Consider the following 16,128-nt stretch of genomic DNA (forward strand, 5'->3'; position numbering starts at 1 on the left):
CTCACCCCCAGTTGGAGGCGAGCGCGAAGAATGCCGCCAGCCCGCCAAAAAACAGCAGCATGGCGATCACTGACAAGACCGCAATCACCACCATCGCGTACCCCAGCACCAGCCCGGCCAGGGCCAATCCATCGCCCTCCATCACCCCGGGATCCCTGCGGATCTCGCTGCGTGCCAGATGGCCGGTAACGATCGCCACGATGCTGCCGATGACTGGCAATGCCGTCCAGCCCAGCACGCCCGCGACCAGGCTGATGATGGCCAGGACACTGGTACGCCTACCGCCCGCAACGGGTGCGGGCGGGGGCAGCGACGAAGGATGATCCGGACTGTTCATCGTGCTGGTCTCGGTGGCTTGCCTTACAGGTCGAACTTGATGCCCTGCGCCAGCGGCAGTTCGTCGGAGTAGTTGATGGTATTGGTCTGGCGACGCATATAGGCGCGCCACGCGTCGGAACCCGACTCGCGACCGCCGCCGGTTTCCTTCTCGCCACCGAACGCACCGCCGATTTCCGCACCCGAGGTGCCGATGTTGACGTTGGCGATACCGCAATCGGATCCGCGCGCCGTCAGGAACTGCTCGGCCGCCTTCAGGCTCTCGGTGAAGATCGCCGAGGACAGGCCTTGCGGCACGTCGTTCTGCATATCGATTGCTTCGTCCAAGGTGCTGAATTTCATCACGTACAGGATCGGCGCGAAGGTCTCGGTCTGGACGACCTCGGAGCTGTTGGCCAGGCCGGTGATCAGGGTCGGCAGGACGAAGTTGCCCTTGCGGTCAATGGCCGCGCCGCCGGTTTCAACCTTGCCGCCGGCCGCCTTGGCCTTCTCGATCGCTGCCAGGTAGCCCTTCACGCCTTCGGCGCTGTTCAGCGGACCCATCAGGTTGGCCGTGTCCATCGGATCGCCGGTTTTGCTTTCAACCTGCTTGTACGCGGTCACCAGCTTGGCCAATACGTCGTCATAGATCGACTCGTGGATGAACACACGGCGGGTACTGGTGCAGCGCTGACCGGCGGTGCCGACCGCGCCGAACACAATCGCCGGGATCGCCAGCTTCATGTCCGCACTGGCGTCCACGATCATCGCGTTGTTGCCGCCCAGCTCCAACAGCGAGCGGCCCATGCGCTTGGCGACGCGCTCACCGACGTGGCGGCCGACCTTGGTCGAACCGGTGAAGCTGACCAGGTTGATGCGCTTGTCGTCGACAAAGGTCTGGGCCAGCTTGTTATCGTCGTCGTTGAACAGGAAGAAGATGTCCGGGAAGCCGCCCTTCTTCAGCGCCTCGTTGCAGATCTTGATCGAGGCGATCGCCGACAGCGGGGTCTTCGGCGACGGCTTCCAGATGGTGATGTTGCCGCAGACCGCCGAGACCAGCGCGTTCCAGGCCCACACCGCGACCGGGAAGTTGAACGCCGAGATCACTCCGACGACACCCAGCGGATGCCACTGCTCGTACATCCGGTGGCCAGGACGCTCGGACGGCATGGTCAGGCCATACAGTTGGCGCGACAGGCCGACAGCGAACTCGCCGATGTCGATCATTTCCTGGACTTCACCGTCGCCTTCGGGCTTGGACTTGCCCATTTCCAGCGCGACCAGCGAACCCAGCGCATCCTTGTTCTCGCGCAGCGCGTCGGAGCACAGGCGCACGGCCTCGCCACGTCGCGGCGCCGGGGTGGTACGCCAGACCTGGAACGCCGCCTGGGCGCGCTCGACCAGCTTGTCGTAGTCGGCCTGCGAGGTGGCATTGACCCGCGCCAGCGACTCGCCATCAGTCGGATTGATCGGCTCCAGGATGCCGGCATCGCTGGACGTGGCCCATTCGCCATTGCCGAGATAGGTGCCTGATTCGTTGTCGGTCAGGCCGAGTGCGGTGAGGACGGGGTGGGTCATGAAGAAACTCCTTGGAAAAAACCTGGTGACCCCGACACGATTCGAACGTGTGACCTGTCCCTTAGGAGGGGACCGCTCTATCCAGCTGAGCTACGGGGCCGTAAAACGGTAATTTTCGCACGAATGGACGGCGGGCCGGAACTCAGGTGGATCCCGGGCGGGCTGCAGGCTGGCCCCACCGTGCGCGCTCCAGCCACCAGGACGCTGCTACCAGCAGCAACCAGGCGAAAAACCACGGTAAACGTGGGCCGAACCGGGTCGATTGGGCCGCCGATTCATGGGTCGACGCCGGGATATCGGCGTTGGCGATGGCCGGCGCGGCCAGGGCGCGGGTGGCTTCATGCAGCGTGTAGGCGGCCAGACCGGGCGCATCGGACGGCTCGCGGACGTAGAACGGCAACGTGCGGTCTGCGTCGCGGAGCTGGTGCCAGCCGCTGGTATCGGCCCAGAACCCGGCGCAATGGCCGCCGTCGCTGGCCGGGTCCAGCGTCAACGGGGCGGAGTGCCCGCCCGGCACCAGAACGCTGGCCTGCTCGCCGATGCCACAGATCACGCTGCGTTGGCCCGGAGCGGCGGCGTCCACCGTCGGCGGGGCGCCGACCGGGGCCGGACGCGCCAGGGTGGTGAACGCATCACTCCACAGATCCCCGTGGACATCGTCGCGCCCGGCCAGCACCAGTCGATAACTGTCATTGACTATGGATACGCCGATGCGGCCGCGCCCATGCGCGCGCCAGATGGACACGGGCGCGCCGGACGCGTCGGCCAGAAGCGTGACCGCATCGGCGGCGGATAGTTGTGGGGACCTGGTATGCAAGGTCGGCGATGCGGCGGTGTCGTTGTCGGCGGTGGCTACGGTGTCTGTGGCAGGGTCTGTGCCAATTTCGGTGAGGTCGCTGCGCGCCAATCGGATCTCACGTGGCGTGGCCGTGCTTGATGCGGAGAAGCCGAGCGTTTCCAGATGGTTGCGATCCGCGCCGTTGACCGGCCCGTCCAGGCGCAGCAACACCCCGAGCCCACGGTCCGCCGCGGCGGCAAGGGCGCTGCGGTCGCGGCGGCCCAGTCCATGCCAGCGGCGATGGTCGAGCACCAGCAGGTCGAGCTGACCCAGCGTGGAGGGGCGTAAATCGGCGGACGTGGTGCCAACCTGCAAGCCGGCGCCCAGGCTGATGCTGGTGTCGAGCTCGGCCCCGGCGTCGAGCGCCCAACGGCGCAGGAACTTCAACTCCGGATTCGGTGCGCCCGCCATCATCAACACCCGCAGCGGGTGGGCGGGGGTTGTCTGCACAGGGACGATAACGTCATCGACCACCTGCGAATCGGCATCGCGTATTTGCAGCCGATAGGACGTCACTCCGGCGCTGCGGGTGCGGGCGTGCAGTTCGAAACGACCGTTGTCACCGATGGCGCCGCGCGACATGAGGCCGCCTGCAGGGTCACGCAGTTCCGCCGATCCGTCATCGAGCGCCAGCGCCCGCCCGGTAATGGCGAACTGACGGCCGGCGGGAACCTGCGTCGGGAAGTGCAGCGCGACCAGGCCGTCAGGGAGTGGTGCCGGGTGGAATTCGACCGGATATCCGCGTACGGCATCGCGGTCGCGTGCGACCAGGCCGGCACCGACCACCCGGAGTCGCTCGGTGGCGGGGTAACGGCGCAATGCACTGGCGAGATCGCCGAAGCGCTCGGCATCGGGCCGGGTGTCGGACCGCGTGCCGGTGTCGGCATGTGATTCGGGTAACGCGATCACGCGGGCAGCGGCAGGCGCCTGCCCGGTCACCTCGCCCGCACCTGCGGTCAGCACGACCAGCGTCCCGGTGGTGCGTGCGACAGGGGGCGGGCACAGCACCTGGTAGAGCAGCCAGGCGCTGGCAAGTTGCGCCAATAGCAGCACCACGGTGCGCCAGACGCGGGGGCGTGAAGACGGCGGCTGACGGTGCCGGTGCCACAGGCTGCGTGCGCTGGCGAGCACCACGGCAAGCGCGAGAACGCCGGCAATGACAACAGTGAAGTCGAGTGACGAGATGTTCATTGCTCACCCGCGCGCCCAAGCGCATCCAGATAGGCGTCGCCCACGCGTCCTGGTGGTGAGCGCTCGCCAGTGGCACCGGGTGGTCGCGACAACAACGGCCACAACAAGCGCCGAAGCTTCTCGCGACAGTCCGCGCAAGCGGGGTCGCGTCGCAGAGCGTCGATGGCAGCGACCACCCGCAACGGATCGCCGGCGTCGGTGGTGTTTGATTCGACCCGGCGGCCGAGCGCATCGAGATCCAGGGTCGTGTCCTGGCTTGCCGTAACCGGTGCCAGCGCGCGCCACGCATTGACGACGGTGGTATCGGTGCCGGCCGCCGGCTCCAGAGGGTCCCCGCGATCGGCCAGACCGGTGCGCTTGCCGCTCAGGCGCCGCTCGTGATCGATTGGCGGCTGCTCACTGCCCACGCGCGGCAAGTAGATCCGCTCGGCCTGTTGAACCTGCTTGATGAAACCAAGCGCGCGGTTGGCGTAGGGCAAGGCGAGTTCGGGCCGGCCCTGTCGCAGATTGAGTTCCGACTGCCACATTTCATCCAGCGCGGCCTTGAGCAGCTTGCGCGTAGCCGGGTCTAGCAACGTAGCGGCTTCAGCGTGATCGTGGGTGTGGCCGAACTCCTCGACCATGTCCTGTTGTTCGCCAAACGTGGCAGGTCGCGACACGTCGGACGCGTCGGCGTGCTCATCGTGGCCGGCCGCCGCCGTGGTCGACGTATCGGTCTCGTCACCCCCCAGCGTTGCCAGGTACTCATCCTGGGCGTCGGCGGTCACCATCAGCCGCGGCTCACCGCTGGTCTCCTCGCCCAGGAACTGTCCGTAGCGCAGTCGCAGAAGACGCTGGTCGACGCCGATGGTGTTGGATTTTTCGAGATAGACGTCCGGCGCCAGCCCGTGCACCTGCTCCAGCAACGCCTCCGCATCGATGATGATCTGGCGCTGGCTGCGGAAGTAGGCGGGCATCACCCTTTTGACCACGCCCTCAAGATCGCTGGAACTGGGGATGATGACCGCCGGCGCGCGCAGGATGTAACTCGGACTGTCGGTGGTGCGGGCTTTTGGGGCGCGACGATCACTGACACTGAGCTTGGCAATGACATCGTTGCCTGCAGCCAGGCCTAGCGTGGTCAGGTCGATCTGATGGCGGTAGCGCTTGTGCCGGGCGTCGCCACGTCCGCGCACGGTGATGACGTGTTGGCGGGCGGTGATGTTCTCGCCATCGCCCTCGGTCCGGGTCAGTTGAAGTCGCGCGTCCGGTGACAGTCCGTAGTCGTCGCTGGCTTCGAACTCCAGCGTCCACGTCCGTTGCCCCGGTGTGGCCAGGGTGAGCGTTTGCTGCGGCTCCAGTGCGTGCAACTGGGGAGGATTGTCGTTGACCACATCCAGGCGATGAGGACCTGCCTGGACCGGTGGCAGTGGCTGATCGGTTTGAATGCGATACAGGGTTGGCTTGTCGATGCGAAGCGTGCCTTTCCAGTCATCGCCGTCACGCTCCAGGGCGAGTCGCCGGCCATCGTGGAAGACCAGCTCCACCTGCTCCGGTGCCGGCGCGAAGTGCAATGTCCATTGCAGCGTCGAGCCCTCCGGCACCTTGGCCGCCAAGGTATCGACGGTACGCTCCGGCAGGCCGGTATAGGCCGGCGGCTGGATACCGATGTGTTGATCGAGCAAGCGTGCCGGGGCCGCCGCCGTGTGCTTCCCCGAAGAGGCGGCAGGGTGGAGCGTGGCTTGCGGCAGCCCGGGATAGAGCACGATCACAGCGATGCAGACGCCGGCCAATGCCGCGCCCCCAAGCAACTGGCGTGTTTTCCACGGGGCTCGCAGATCCGGGGTGGGTTGGTCCTGAATGCGTTGGCGCAGGCGTTCGCGTTGCAGACGCCCCAGCGCGCTGGTTGGCGCGGCCTGCGGGAGCAGCAAGGCCGCGCTGTCCTCCATGTCGGCGCGCTGTGCGTCCAGAAGCCGTGCCAACCAGTGATCATCAAAGCCGCGTCCGCTGCGCCAGACATGCCAAAGCGAGGCGATCAGCGTCGCGGCGACCAGCAGCTGCGACCAGACCGATGCGTTCACGCGCCAGGCAAGGACGATGGCCGCCAGCAGCCATGGCAACGTGGCGAGCACCGCGGTCCCCATCGCGCGACGGCGGGCGAGGCCACGGGCATGCTGCAAGCGGGCGTTGGCGGTACTCATGCGACGGGCTTGCGACGCGGGCCACCGGCCACCCAGCGCTCCATCAGGAACACCAGCGCCACCAGCATCGCCAGCCACGGCGCGAGCGGACGCGGTACTTCGGGATAGTCCGCACGACCGCTCCGGGGCGTGTGAACGGTGGCGTCCACCAGGGTCGGTTGCGGTGGTTCGCCGATCAGCAACCGTCGCAGGTGGATCGGAAAGTCGGGTTCAAGCAAGCTCGGCATTGCCGCCGGCACCAGCTCGCGCTCCAGGCGCATGACGCGTCCACGGCCGAGGCTGGTACCGCGCACGATCGGGCCGTCGGCGTCACGCCACAGGACAGGGGCATCCGCCAGATCGGGTGCGGTGGTGCCGGCGTCCAGCAGTGCACTGCCGCCGACGATGATCCACTCACGCACGCTGTCGGGGAGTGGGCCGGGGACCAGCCAGACCAGATATCGCTTGTCGACATCTATCGGCTGGGACGCGAGCGCGATGGTCACTGGCGGGACTGGCGTCGTGGCCGGAGGGTCGGTTTCCGGGTCAGTGTCCCGATCTAGCGCCATCCACGCCTCGCCCGCGGCACGCAGGTAACGCAACGCGGCAGTACGCTCTGGCGAATGGCGCACCATCAGCGAGGGTGTCGCGGTGGGTGCCGGACGCGCGGGCGTTGCGGTACGGGATCCCGGAACGACACGCCAGTCGACATTGCGGCTGAGCACGGGGCGCTCGGCATCGGCACCAACGATCACCGGTGGCACCAGTACGGTCAATGCCGTGCCGGCCGGTATCGTCGCGTCGACCTCGCGCAGCAGGCTGCTCAAGGAGGAGGGGTTTGTTGCGGGCTTCTCGGTGCTGTCTGTGTCCTGCTCATCCAGCAGTGGAAGCCCTGGCGCCAATCGATGCCAGTGGGCATCGGCCATACCGATATCCCGACGAGCCGCTGCGACGTCGACGCCGGGCGCCACCACAATCCACGGTGTCCGGTCCGGCCGGCCGAACAACACCGGCTCGGCCAGCAGCAACGCCAGCGCTACCAGCAGCAAGAGGCGCAGCAACAGCAGCAGGATTTCCTCGAAACGGTAGTTGCGCCGTGGCTGTGGTTTTGCCTGCAGCCAGCGCAAGGCGGCGAACATCACCAGCCGCTGCTCGCTGCGCCGCGCGAGGTGGATCAGCAGCGGCAACAGACACGCGGCCAGAGCTGCCAGGCCGAGCGGTAGCAGCAGCGACATCGTCATGGGCGGGACGCGCCCATGAACAGCCGGCGTAGCGGCAGATCGAGTGGTTCGTCGAGCATGTATTCGACATGGCGGATGCCGTTGGCGGCGAGGCGCGAAGCCACGGCGGCACGTGCCGCGGCGAAGCGGGCAATGAAGCCGTCGCGGATGTCATTGCCGTCGCCGAGCATTTCCTCGCCACTTTCGGGGTCTTGAAAACGGCAGCCGCCGCGAAACGGAAAGTCGCGTTCTTCGGTGGTCAGTATCTGCACGCTCAGCACCTCGCGCCGCGCCGTGGCAAGGCGCTCCAGCAGGTGCGCGACCGCTTCGTCGAAGGCATCACTGAGCGACACAACCAAAGTACGTGCCCCGACGTGTTGCCATAGCGGCCGCAATCGCGCTTCGCCGGGCCAGGTGCCAGTGGCGGCCAGGGACTGCAGCTCAAGCAGGCAGCGATCACGGTGGCGTGGCCCGGCGCCAATGCCCTGCAACCGTAGCTGGCCACCGCCAATGATGGCCAGGCCAAAGCGCTCTCCCTGGCTTGCCGCCAGCTCGATCAGGCAGGCCGCAAGCGACTTGGCGGCATCCAGCCGCGACCAGCCGGGGCGGGCGGCATCTTCCTGTGACATGGAGGCGCTGGTGTCGATCAGCAGCCACAGGTCGAGCGGACTGTCGCGCTCGGATTCGCGCACGAAGAAGCGATCCGAGCGCGCATAGAGCTTCCAGTCGATCTGGCGCAACTCATCGCCGGGCTCGTAGGCACGGTACTGCGCGAACTCCAGACCGGCGCCGCGGTGGTGGCTGCGATGCTGGCCGAAGCCCTGTGCACCCGCAGCCTGTCGCGCGACAAGCGGGATGTTCTTCAGCCGAGCACGGACATCCGGTGGGATCAGGTCTGGCAGAGGGGTCGGCGGATGCGCCACGGCGTCACCTGCCTCAGCGCGGCGCGAATGGCACGGCGGTCAGCAGGGCCGCAATGACCTCGTCGCCATGGGTCTGTTCGGCTTCGGCGGTAAAGGACAACAACAGGCGGTGACGCAGCACGGGGGCGGCGAGTGCGAGGACATCTTCGCGGGTGGCGGCCAGGCGTCCGTGCAACAGCGCACGGGCCTTGGAAGCCAACACCAGCGATTGCCCGGCACGCGGACCGGCTCCCCATTTCACCCACCGGCGTATTTCCGGTGGGGCGTTGTCGTCAGGCCGGCTGGCACGCACCAGTCGGGTAATCCAGTCCAGCAAGTCGTCGCCCAGGTGCACTTCGCGAACGCGCGCCTGCAAGGCCAATACCGCTTCACCGTGCATCACCTGCGGCACTTCGGCCTGGTGGGTGCCGGTGGTCTGGACCAGGATCTCGCGTTCTTCCGCCTGGGTCGGATACTCCACCCGCACATGCAACAAGAAGCGATCAAGCTGCGCCTCCGGCAGCGGGTAGGTGCCGGCCTGCTCCAGCGGGTTCTGCGTTGCCAACACAAAAAATGGCGACGGCAGCGGATGGGTGACGCCGGCGTAGCTGACGGTACGTTCCTGCATGGCCTCCAGCAGCGCTGCCTGGGTTTTTGGTGGCGTGCGGTTGAGCTCGTCGGCGAGCAGCAGGTTGGTGAACACCGGGCCGCGCTGGAACTTGAAGTGGCGTTGTCCGGTGCCGTGATCCTCCTCCAGTATCTCGGTGCCGATGATGTCACTTGGCATCAGGTCGGGAGTGAACTGCACGCGTCGGAATTGCAGGTCGAGCGCCTGGCCGAGTGAGCGCACCAGCAAGGTCTTGCCCAGGCCCGGTACTCCTTCCAGCAGGCAGTGGCCGCCGGCGAGCAGGCCGATCAGCAACTGTTCCACCACCTCATCCTGGCCGACGATCGCCTGCGCGATGGCGCGACGCAGGGTCTCGAGTTGGGCCAGCTCGGCCTGGATGTCTGTTTCTGTCGGGGTGCCGGTCGGCGTATCGTTCATGGTTGTTCCGGTTGTCTCATGCGGTCAATGCATAAATCGCGATATTGACGGCAAGCTTGGTGTTGTCCTCGGCCAGGAAGCGTTTGTTGCGCCAGTCGTAGTCCCATTCGCAGCCGTAATCCTTGTTGCTGTAGAGCACTCCCAAACGGCCATCCACTTCGATGCCCTTGAGGTAATCGTGGACCAGATCATCACCCCAGCCGTTGAGCTCGAACGAGGTTGCCGGTGGGCCATCCTTGAACGTGAAAAAGCTGCGGTACAAGGCGTGGCTGTCGGGTAGTTTCCTGAGTGCCTTGCTGCCGAAGATCGATGCCATCTGGGCCTCGAACGACTTGGCGAACAACCCATCGATGTCGTGGTTGCAGTCGTCGACGAAAATAAAGCCGCCGTTGCGGACGTAGCGCTCGAAGTTGCGCCGCTCGGCCGGGTTGAACTCGACCAGCTTGTGGCCGGCGAGGTAGCAAAACGGTGCCATCAGCATCTTCGGATCGGCGAGGTCGAGCACGTGCTCTTCCGGGTCCACCCGCAGGCTGGTGTAGTCGATCAACGAGGTGATCATGTTGGCCGGCATGCGCTGATCGACATCCCAGTCGCCGGATTCGTAACGCAATCGGGTGAACCAGAAATCGTAGTTGGCGCTCGCCGCAACTGCGACTCGCGGCCATGGCGTGACCAGGACCGCGGCGGCGCTGCCCGCCAGTAACCGGAGGAAATCGCGGCGGTGCTCAAGACTGTTCATGCAAATGCTGCGGCCGGCCGCGACCTCTTTTTTCGATGGTGGCTCAGACCGCGTCCGACAGGGAACTGAAGGTGAAATCACGCAGCTTCATCGCCGGGATCATCATCACGAAGTCCGACTCGTCACCCACGCGCACGGATCGGCCGAGTTCGTCGATGTTGTTGAGCATGATCACTGGCGACTCATTGAAGCGGAAATTCTTGACCGGATACTTGATAACGCCGTCCTCGATATAGAACGTGCCGTCGCGGGTCAGGCCGGTCAACAGCACGGTCTGCGGATCGACCATGCGGATGTACCAGGTGCGCGTGACCAGCACGCCGCGCTCGGTGCTCTGGATCAGCTCGGCGGTGGACTTGTCACCACCTTCCATCAGCAGGTTGCCGGGCTGCCCCGGGGCGCGTTTTCCGTGTTTGTCGGCCCAGTAACGCGAGTACTGCAGGTTGGCGATCTTGCCATCCTTCACCAATGACACTTTTTCGCGCGGCAAGCCATCGCCGTCCCACGGCAGCACCGCCACCTCCGGGTGCCATGGATCGGAGCTGATGTTGACGCGCGGGTCGTAGACCTGCTCGCCGAGCTTGTTGCCGCCGCCCTTTTTCGACAGGAAGCTGCGGCCCTCGTCGGCGCGCCGCGCATCGAAGAACCGCATCATGAACGAGACCAGCCCGGCGGCCGCCGCCGGCTCCAGGATCACCGTGTACTTGCCCGGCTCCAGCGCCTTGGCATCGGCGGAACCACGTGCCTTGGCGATCGCGGTCTTGATGTCGCTGCTGGCGTCGAACTGGCTCACATCCGCCAGGTTGCGCGCCACCCAGCCCGAGCCGGTGCCGTCGGCAGTACGCACGGTGCACGTGTAATCCATTGCCGAGGTCTTCTGGTAGCCGAAATTGCCCTTGCTGTTGGCTTGGGCATGGAAGCCCTGGCCATCATTGAGGAAGCCGGCGGCGACCAGGTCCTGGGTCTTGCACGGCTCGATCGAATCGGCAGCGACCTTGGCGCGATACGCCGGGGTGATCGCGGCGGTCGCGGCAGTGAAGGTCGGACTCGGCTTGTAGTCCTGCTTGCCGATGACGGGCATGAACTCGGGGTTTTCCGGGGCGAGCTTCGCCAACTCCTCGGCGCGTTGCACCACGCGTTTCAATGCGGCGTCATCGAACTCGTTGATCGTCGCCACGCCCACGCGTTTGCCGAACGCCACCTGCACCGCCAGGCTGGTATCGCTGACCACGCCACTGGTGGAGATGTTGTTCAGTGCGAAACGGACGTTTCCATCGATCGAGCCGTCCAAGGTCGCGGTGCATTCGTCGGCCGTCGACAGCGCGATGACCTTGTCGAGGATCGCCTTGGCCTCCTGTTCGGTGAGCATACCCATCTGCGGAACTCCTGGTTGATGCGTGCCTGGCGTTTCTAGCCGAGGCTGCGTGCCGTGTTGATGACGTTGATACCGTCGAAGCGTGTGGTGCTGGACCCGTGCGAGACCGCCGAGACCTGCGAGGGTTGGCCCTTGCCGTCGAAGAACGAGCCGCCGAGGCGGTAGTCGCGCTGGTCGCAGATGGCCGAACACGAATTCCAGAACTCCGGCGTGCGGATCTGGTACGCCACGTCCTCGATCATGCGGGTGACCTGGCCGTCCTTGATTTCGTAGAACAACTGGCCGCCGAACTGCGCGTTGTAGCGCTGCTGGTCGATCGAGTACGAGCCGCGGCCGAAGATGTAGATGCCGTTGTCGATGTCCTTGACCATCTGCGCCGGGGTCAATTCGGCCTTGCCGGGCGCCAATGAGACATTGGGCATGCGCTGGAATTGCACACTCGACCAGGAGTCGGCATAGGAGCAGCCCTGCGAGTGCGCCTCGTCGATGATATGGGCCTGGTCACGCGTGGCCTGGTAATTCACCAGGACGCCGTCCTTGATCAGGTCCCAGCGCTGGCCCGGGATGCCCTCGTCGTCGTAGCCGATCTCGCCCAGCGAATGCGGCTGGGTCCGGTCGGCGACGATCGTCACCTGGTCGCTGCCGTAGTGGTAATCGCCGGAGCGCCACTTGTCGAGCGTGGCAAAACTGGTGCCGGCGTAGTTGGCTTCATAGCCGAGCACGCGGTCCAGTTCCAGCGGATGGCCGACCGACTCATGGATGGTGAGGAACAGGTGGCTGGGGTCGAGCACCAGGTCGTACTTGCCCGGTTTCACCGACGGCGCCTTGAGCTTGGCCTGGGCATCGCGCGCCGCCGCGGCGGCGTCGGCGACGATGTCATAGGAATCGGAATACATCACCACGCCACCAGGCAGGTCGAAGCGGTGCTCCGGCTGCGGATCGAGGAACTCGTATCCCATGCCCATCGGCGAGGACAGCCCGTCGCGGGTACGGAACCTGCCGCTGGCCTGGTCGATCGCGGTGACCGTGAACGGCGTCCAGATGCGGTGGATGTCCTGGTCGATGTAGGAGCCGTCCGTCGACGCGAAGTATTTCTGCTCGTTGACCTGGAACATCCGCGACGCGACGAAGCTGGCGCCGGCGGACAGCGCTGCAGCGTTGGCCCCCAGCAGCAACTCGACCTTGTCCCTGACCGGTACTGCCATGGCGTTGCGTTGGATCGGCGTCGCCCACGACACGTCGCCGACGCCACGCGCCGGTGCCAGCTGGACCGGCGTGGTGATCATCTTCGCGTTGGCGTTCGCAATCGCAAGCGCCTGCAGCGCGGCTGCGGCCACCGCGTCGGTACCGAACTCGTTGGTTGCGGCAAAGCCCCACGCACCGTTGGACAACACCCGCACGCCGATGCCGGCCGACTCGGTGTTGACGATGTTCTCGACCTTGTCTTCGCGGGTAGTGATGAACTGGCGCAGGTAGCGCCCGATACGCACGTCGCAATAGCTTGCGCCGCCGGACTTGGCCGCATTGAGCGCGGCGTCGGCGAGACGCTTGTTCACGGCGGCGTCGAGCCGGCTGGTCAGCTCTTCAGCGGCAATGGCATGGCCGAACGAAGGCAGCAACAACAAGCCCAGACCGGCGCTGGATGCTTTCAGGAAATCGCGACGGTGCATCATCGTGCAGGGTTCTCCATCAGCCCAGGTTGCGTGCTGTATTGATCACGTTGACGCCATTGAAGCGTGCCGTGCTGGATCCGTGAGAGACGGTCGACGACTGCGATGGTTGGCCCTTGCCATCGAAGAACGTGCCGCCAAGACGGTAGTCACTCTTGTCGCAGACCCCGGCGCAGGAATTCCAGAACTCGGGTGTCTGCATCTGGTAAGCCACGTCCTCGAGCATGCCGGTGATCTGGCCGTCCTTGATGCCATAGAACAGCTGGCCGCTGAACTGCGCGTTGTAGCGTTGCTGGTCGATCGAGAACGAGCCGTCACCGACGATGTAGATGCCGTTTTCGACATCCTTGATCATCTCGGCAACGCTGAGCGGGTCCTTGCCGGGGGCCAGCGAGACATTGGGCATGCGTTGGAACTGCACGCTCGACCACGAGTCGGCGTAGCTGCAGCCATGCGAGGCGTCCTGGCCGAGCAGGTGTACCTGGTCGCGAGTGCCCTGCAGGTTGACCAGCTTGCCATCGCGGATCAGGTCCCAGCGCCTGGTCTTGACGCCCTCGTCGTCGTACCCGACCGCACCCAGGCTGCCGGGCTCGAGCTTGTCGGCGATGATGTTGACGTGCTCACTGCCGTACTGGAAGTGATCCCTGACCTTGTCCAGGGTCACGAAGCTGGTACCGGCGTAATTGGCCTCGTAGCCCAGTACACGGTCCAGTTCGAGCGGGTGGCCGACCGACTCATGGATGGTCAGCCAGGTGTGCGAGGGGTCCAGCACCAGATCGTATTTCCCCGGCTTGACCGAGGGCGCGTTGAGCTTCTCGCGCGCCTGCTTCGCTGCGGCAATCGCGTCATCGCGCAGGTTGTAGGACTGGCCGTAGCTGACCACCCCATTGGGCAGGACGAAGCGGTCGTCGGCATTCCCGTCGAGGTATTCGTAACCCATGCCCATCGGTGCGGACAACCCGTCGCGGGTACGGAATTTGCCGCTGGCCCGGTCGATGGCGGTGACCGTCATCGGCACCCAGATCCGGTGTATGTCCTGGTCGATGTAGGAGCCATCGGTGGACGCGAAGTATTTTTGCTCGTTGACCAGGAACAGCATCGAGTTGACGAAGTCGGCGCCGGCCTGGATGGCATCGGCGTTGACGCCCAGCAACAGCTCGGCTTTTTCCTTGATCGGCACCGCCATCGCGTTCTTGCGGATCGGTGTCTTCCAGGACACTTCGCCCAGACCCGGGGTCTTGGCCAGTTGCACCGGCGCGGTCTGGGTCTTGGCGTTCGCCTGGGCGATGTCCGTGGCCTGCCTGGCCGCATCGGCGATGCCTGCCGCAGTGAGGTCGTTGGTTGCCGCGTAGCCCCAGGAGCCATTGGCGATCACGCGGATGCCAACGCCGGTGGATTCGGTGTTGACGATATTTTCGACCTTGTCTTCGCGGGTCCTCAGGAACTGGCGCAGGTAGCGGCCAATGCGCACGTCGCAGTAAGACGCGCCGGCATCCGTGGCCGCCTGCAGCGCGGTATCGGCGAGCGCCTTGTTGACTGCCACGTCGAGCGGATCCAACAGCGCCTCGGCGGCAATGGCGTGCCCCCATGAGGGGAGCGCCAGGCCGGCGACGCCGAGGCTGCCGAGGGTAAGGAACTGTCGTCTATCCATCGTTAACGCGCCCCAGAAACGTGTCAATCGACTGTGCTGGCCACGCTATATGCCGTCAAGTGACGTTAGGCATGGTTGGTGCGCTGGATACAAGCCGGATACAAAAAACCCCGCACTGGGCGGGGTTTTTTGTATCCGGAGGCTATCCGGAATGTTTCGTGGTGGAGCGGAGGGGGATCGAACCCCTGACCTCCACGATGCGAACGTGGCGCTCTCCCAGCTGAGCTACCGCCCCACGAAGCTTGAAATTGTAGCGGCGTGCGGGCACCAGCGCCAGTACCCGCGACTATTTTTGCAGCAACGGGGCGAGACTGGGTTCCAATACTTCACGGCGCCAGCCAGCCAGGGCATCGGGCCACTCGCCGTGATCCAGCAGTGCCTCCAGATAGCGTCGCGACGCCAGAACGCCGGCAGGCAAGCCCAGTTCCGAACTGCGGGCGGTGACGGCGTCCTGCAGTTGCCGCAAACGGTTCTTGTCGCGTTTTTCCGCCAGTCCCGCGTCGGGCAGGTCGGCCTCGTCGGGCAACGGGGTGGTGAGTGCCTGCCAGATGGGCTCGCCCAGCTTGCGCGGTGCCTTGGGGTGGGCGTCCAACACGGCTTGCAGCGCGGCGGCATCCGCCGGCACGGTCCGGGCCAGTGCAATCGCCAGCTCGTTGTCGAGGATCCAGCTGCGCGGGCGGTCGTGTTCGCGAGCGTAGGTCTCGCGCCAACGCAGCAGGCGCACCAGGCGGCGCTGGGCGTCAAGGTCGAGGAACTGGGCGCTGCGCATTGACAGATGCGGCCATTGCTCCAACCCGGCGTTGCGGGCGTTGGCAACGGTGCGCGCCTCGTCGCTGGCCAGCCACTGGCTGCGACCGAGCTGGTCGAGCATGCCAGCCAGTGCATCGTGCATCGGGAACAGGTAGCGAACGTCGTCCGCTGCGTATTCCAACTGCGACGGAGACAGCGGCCGGCGCAGCCAGTCCGAGCGCGTCTCACCCTTGGCCAGGGCGATCCCGGTCAGGTTCTCGACCAGCTTCTGGTAGCCCATGCCGCCGGCGATGCCCGCCAGCGCGGCCGCCAGCTGGGTGTCGAACAACGGCTGCGGCACCACGGCGCAGGCGTGCTGAAAGGCCACCAGGTCCTCGCTGGGGCTGTGCATGACCTTCAGGACCGACTCGTCGACAAGGATCGGCGCAAGTGCCTGCGTGATTCCCGGCGCCAGCGTGTCTACCAGCAGGATTTCCAGCACGCCGTCGCGCTCCAGCGCCAGTTGCACCAGTGCCAGCTGCGGCCAATAGGTGCGTTCGCGGATGAATTCGGTGTCCAGGGCGATACGCGTCGGGCGATCGGCGAGGCGGGCAGTCAACTCGGCGGGATCGATGATCCAGACGGGAGTGGATGATGAAGGCATGGCGGGACTTGGCACGTGAGAGCGGCTCCGATACACAGATTGCCGGGGCGGG

Annotated in this window: 12 protein-coding genes and 2 tRNA genes; all 14 read right to left on the bottom strand. The window is 65.6% G+C overall.

Features of this window, described 5'->3' with window-relative positions; all coding sequences use genetic code 11:
• Nucleotide 1: 1 nt before the first annotated feature.
• The 14 genes from ACW7G6_RS00995 to rnd all read right to left on the bottom strand — a co-directional run bounded on the left by ACW7G6_RS00995 (nucleotide 2) and on the right by rnd (nucleotide 16,076).
• Entirely contained in the window at nucleotides 2-337 is a 336-nt protein-coding gene (locus tag ACW7G6_RS00995; RefSeq protein ID WP_456997365.1) for a DUF4190 domain-containing protein, read from the bottom strand.
• 23 nt (nucleotides 338-360) lie between these two features.
• Entirely contained in the window at nucleotides 361-1,893 is a 1,533-nt protein-coding gene (gene amaB / locus ACW7G6_RS01000; protein WP_456979034.1) for an L-piperidine-6-carboxylate dehydrogenase, read from the bottom strand.
• 23 nt (nucleotides 1,894-1,916) lie between these two features.
• A tRNA-Arg gene (locus ACW7G6_RS01005) sits at nucleotides 1,917-1,993 on the bottom strand.
• Nucleotides 1,994-2,035: 42 nt separating this feature from the next.
• Nucleotides 2,036-3,922: a carboxypeptidase regulatory-like domain-containing protein gene (locus ACW7G6_RS01010; RefSeq protein WP_456997366.1), complete on the bottom strand. Its 1,887-nt coding sequence runs from the start codon at nucleotides 3,920-3,922 to the stop codon at nucleotides 2,036-2,038.
• Complete coding sequence (locus ACW7G6_RS01015; RefSeq protein ID WP_456997367.1) at nucleotides 3,919-6,102, bottom strand: hypothetical protein; 2,184 nt, start codon at nucleotides 6,100-6,102, stop codon at nucleotides 3,919-3,921. Before ACW7G6_RS01015 ends, ACW7G6_RS01010 begins: the two co-directional genes overlap by 4 nt.
• Nucleotides 6,099-7,322: a BatA domain-containing protein gene (locus ACW7G6_RS01020; RefSeq protein ID WP_456997368.1), complete on the bottom strand. Its 1,224-nt coding sequence runs from the start codon at nucleotides 7,320-7,322 to the stop codon at nucleotides 6,099-6,101. Before ACW7G6_RS01020 ends, ACW7G6_RS01015 begins: the two co-directional genes overlap by 4 nt.
• Nucleotides 7,319-8,224 carry a DUF58 domain-containing protein gene (locus ACW7G6_RS01025; protein WP_456997369.1) on the bottom strand — a complete coding sequence of 302 codons (906 nt, stop codon included), beginning with the start codon at nucleotides 8,222-8,224 and terminating at the stop codon, nucleotides 7,319-7,321. The genes ACW7G6_RS01020 and ACW7G6_RS01025 overlap by 4 nt, the downstream gene beginning before the upstream one ends.
• 13 nt (nucleotides 8,225-8,237) lie before the next feature.
• Nucleotides 8,238-9,248, bottom strand: coding sequence for an AAA family ATPase (locus ACW7G6_RS01030; protein ID WP_456979039.1), 1,011 nt, complete (start codon nucleotides 9,246-9,248; stop codon nucleotides 8,238-8,240).
• Between the two features lie 16 nt (nucleotides 9,249-9,264).
• Nucleotides 9,265-9,987, bottom strand: a complete 723-nt coding sequence (locus ACW7G6_RS01035) for a DUF4159 domain-containing protein (protein ID WP_456979040.1) — start codon at nucleotides 9,985-9,987, stop codon at nucleotides 9,265-9,267.
• Between the two features lie 43 nt (nucleotides 9,988-10,030).
• Nucleotides 10,031-11,362, bottom strand: a complete 1,332-nt coding sequence (locus ACW7G6_RS01040; RefSeq protein WP_456979041.1) for a TldD/PmbA family protein — start codon at nucleotides 11,360-11,362, stop codon at nucleotides 10,031-10,033.
• Nucleotides 11,363-11,397: 35 nt separating this feature from the next.
• Nucleotides 11,398-13,032, bottom strand: coding sequence for a TldD/PmbA family protein (locus ACW7G6_RS01045; RefSeq protein ID WP_456979860.1), 1,635 nt, complete (start codon nucleotides 13,030-13,032; stop codon nucleotides 11,398-11,400).
• Between the two features lie 19 nt (nucleotides 13,033-13,051).
• Nucleotides 13,052-14,683, bottom strand: a complete 1,632-nt coding sequence (locus ACW7G6_RS01050; RefSeq protein WP_456979042.1) for a TldD/PmbA family protein — start codon at nucleotides 14,681-14,683, stop codon at nucleotides 13,052-13,054.
• 159 nt (nucleotides 14,684-14,842) lie between these two features.
• Nucleotides 14,843-14,918, bottom strand: a tRNA-Ala gene (locus ACW7G6_RS01055).
• 51 nt (nucleotides 14,919-14,969) lie between these two features.
• Entirely contained in the window at nucleotides 14,970-16,076 is a 1,107-nt protein-coding gene (gene rnd, locus ACW7G6_RS01060) for a ribonuclease D (protein WP_456997370.1), read from the bottom strand.
• Between the last annotated feature and the right edge of the window lie 52 nt (nucleotides 16,077-16,128).

The sequence above is a fragment of the Lysobacter sp. A421 genome, from assembly GCF_054052145.1.

What these genes read in the sequence shown, in the direction of transcription:
- ACW7G6_RS00995 (WP_456997365.1), bottom strand. Translation starts at nt 337, where the DNA reads ATGAACAGTCCGGATCATCCTTCGTCGCTGCCCCCGCCCGCACCCGTT.
- amaB (WP_456979034.1), bottom strand. Translation starts at nt 1,893, where the DNA reads ATGACCCACCCCGTCCTCACCGCACTCGGCCTGACCGACAACGAATCA.
- ACW7G6_RS01010 (WP_456997366.1), bottom strand. Translation starts at nt 3,922, where the DNA reads ATGAACATCTCGTCACTCGACTTCACTGTTGTCATTGCCGGCGTTCTC.
- ACW7G6_RS01015 (WP_456997367.1), bottom strand. Translation starts at nt 6,102, where the DNA reads ATGAGTACCGCCAACGCCCGCTTGCAGCATGCCCGTGGCCTCGCCCGC.
- ACW7G6_RS01020 (WP_456997368.1), bottom strand. Translation starts at nt 7,322, where the DNA reads ATGACGATGTCGCTGCTGCTACCGCTCGGCCTGGCAGCTCTGGCCGCG.
- ACW7G6_RS01030 (WP_456979039.1), bottom strand. Translation starts at nt 9,248, where the DNA reads ATGAACGATACGCCGACCGGCACCCCGACAGAAACAGACATCCAGGCC.
- ACW7G6_RS01035 (WP_456979040.1), bottom strand. Translation starts at nt 9,987, where the DNA reads ATGAACAGTCTTGAGCACCGCCGCGATTTCCTCCGGTTACTGGCGGGC.
- ACW7G6_RS01040 (WP_456979041.1), bottom strand. Translation starts at nt 11,362, where the DNA reads ATGGGTATGCTCACCGAACAGGAGGCCAAGGCGATCCTCGACAAGGTC.
- ACW7G6_RS01045 (WP_456979860.1), bottom strand. Translation starts at nt 13,032, where the DNA reads ATGCACCGTCGCGATTTCCTGAAAGCATCCAGCGCCGGTCTGGGCTTG.
- ACW7G6_RS01050 (WP_456979042.1), bottom strand. Translation starts at nt 14,683, where the DNA reads ATGGATAGACGACAGTTCCTTACCCTCGGCAGCCTCGGCGTCGCCGGC.
- rnd (WP_456997370.1), bottom strand. Translation starts at nt 16,076, where the DNA reads ATGCCTTCATCATCCACTCCCGTCTGGATCATCGATCCCGCCGAGTTG.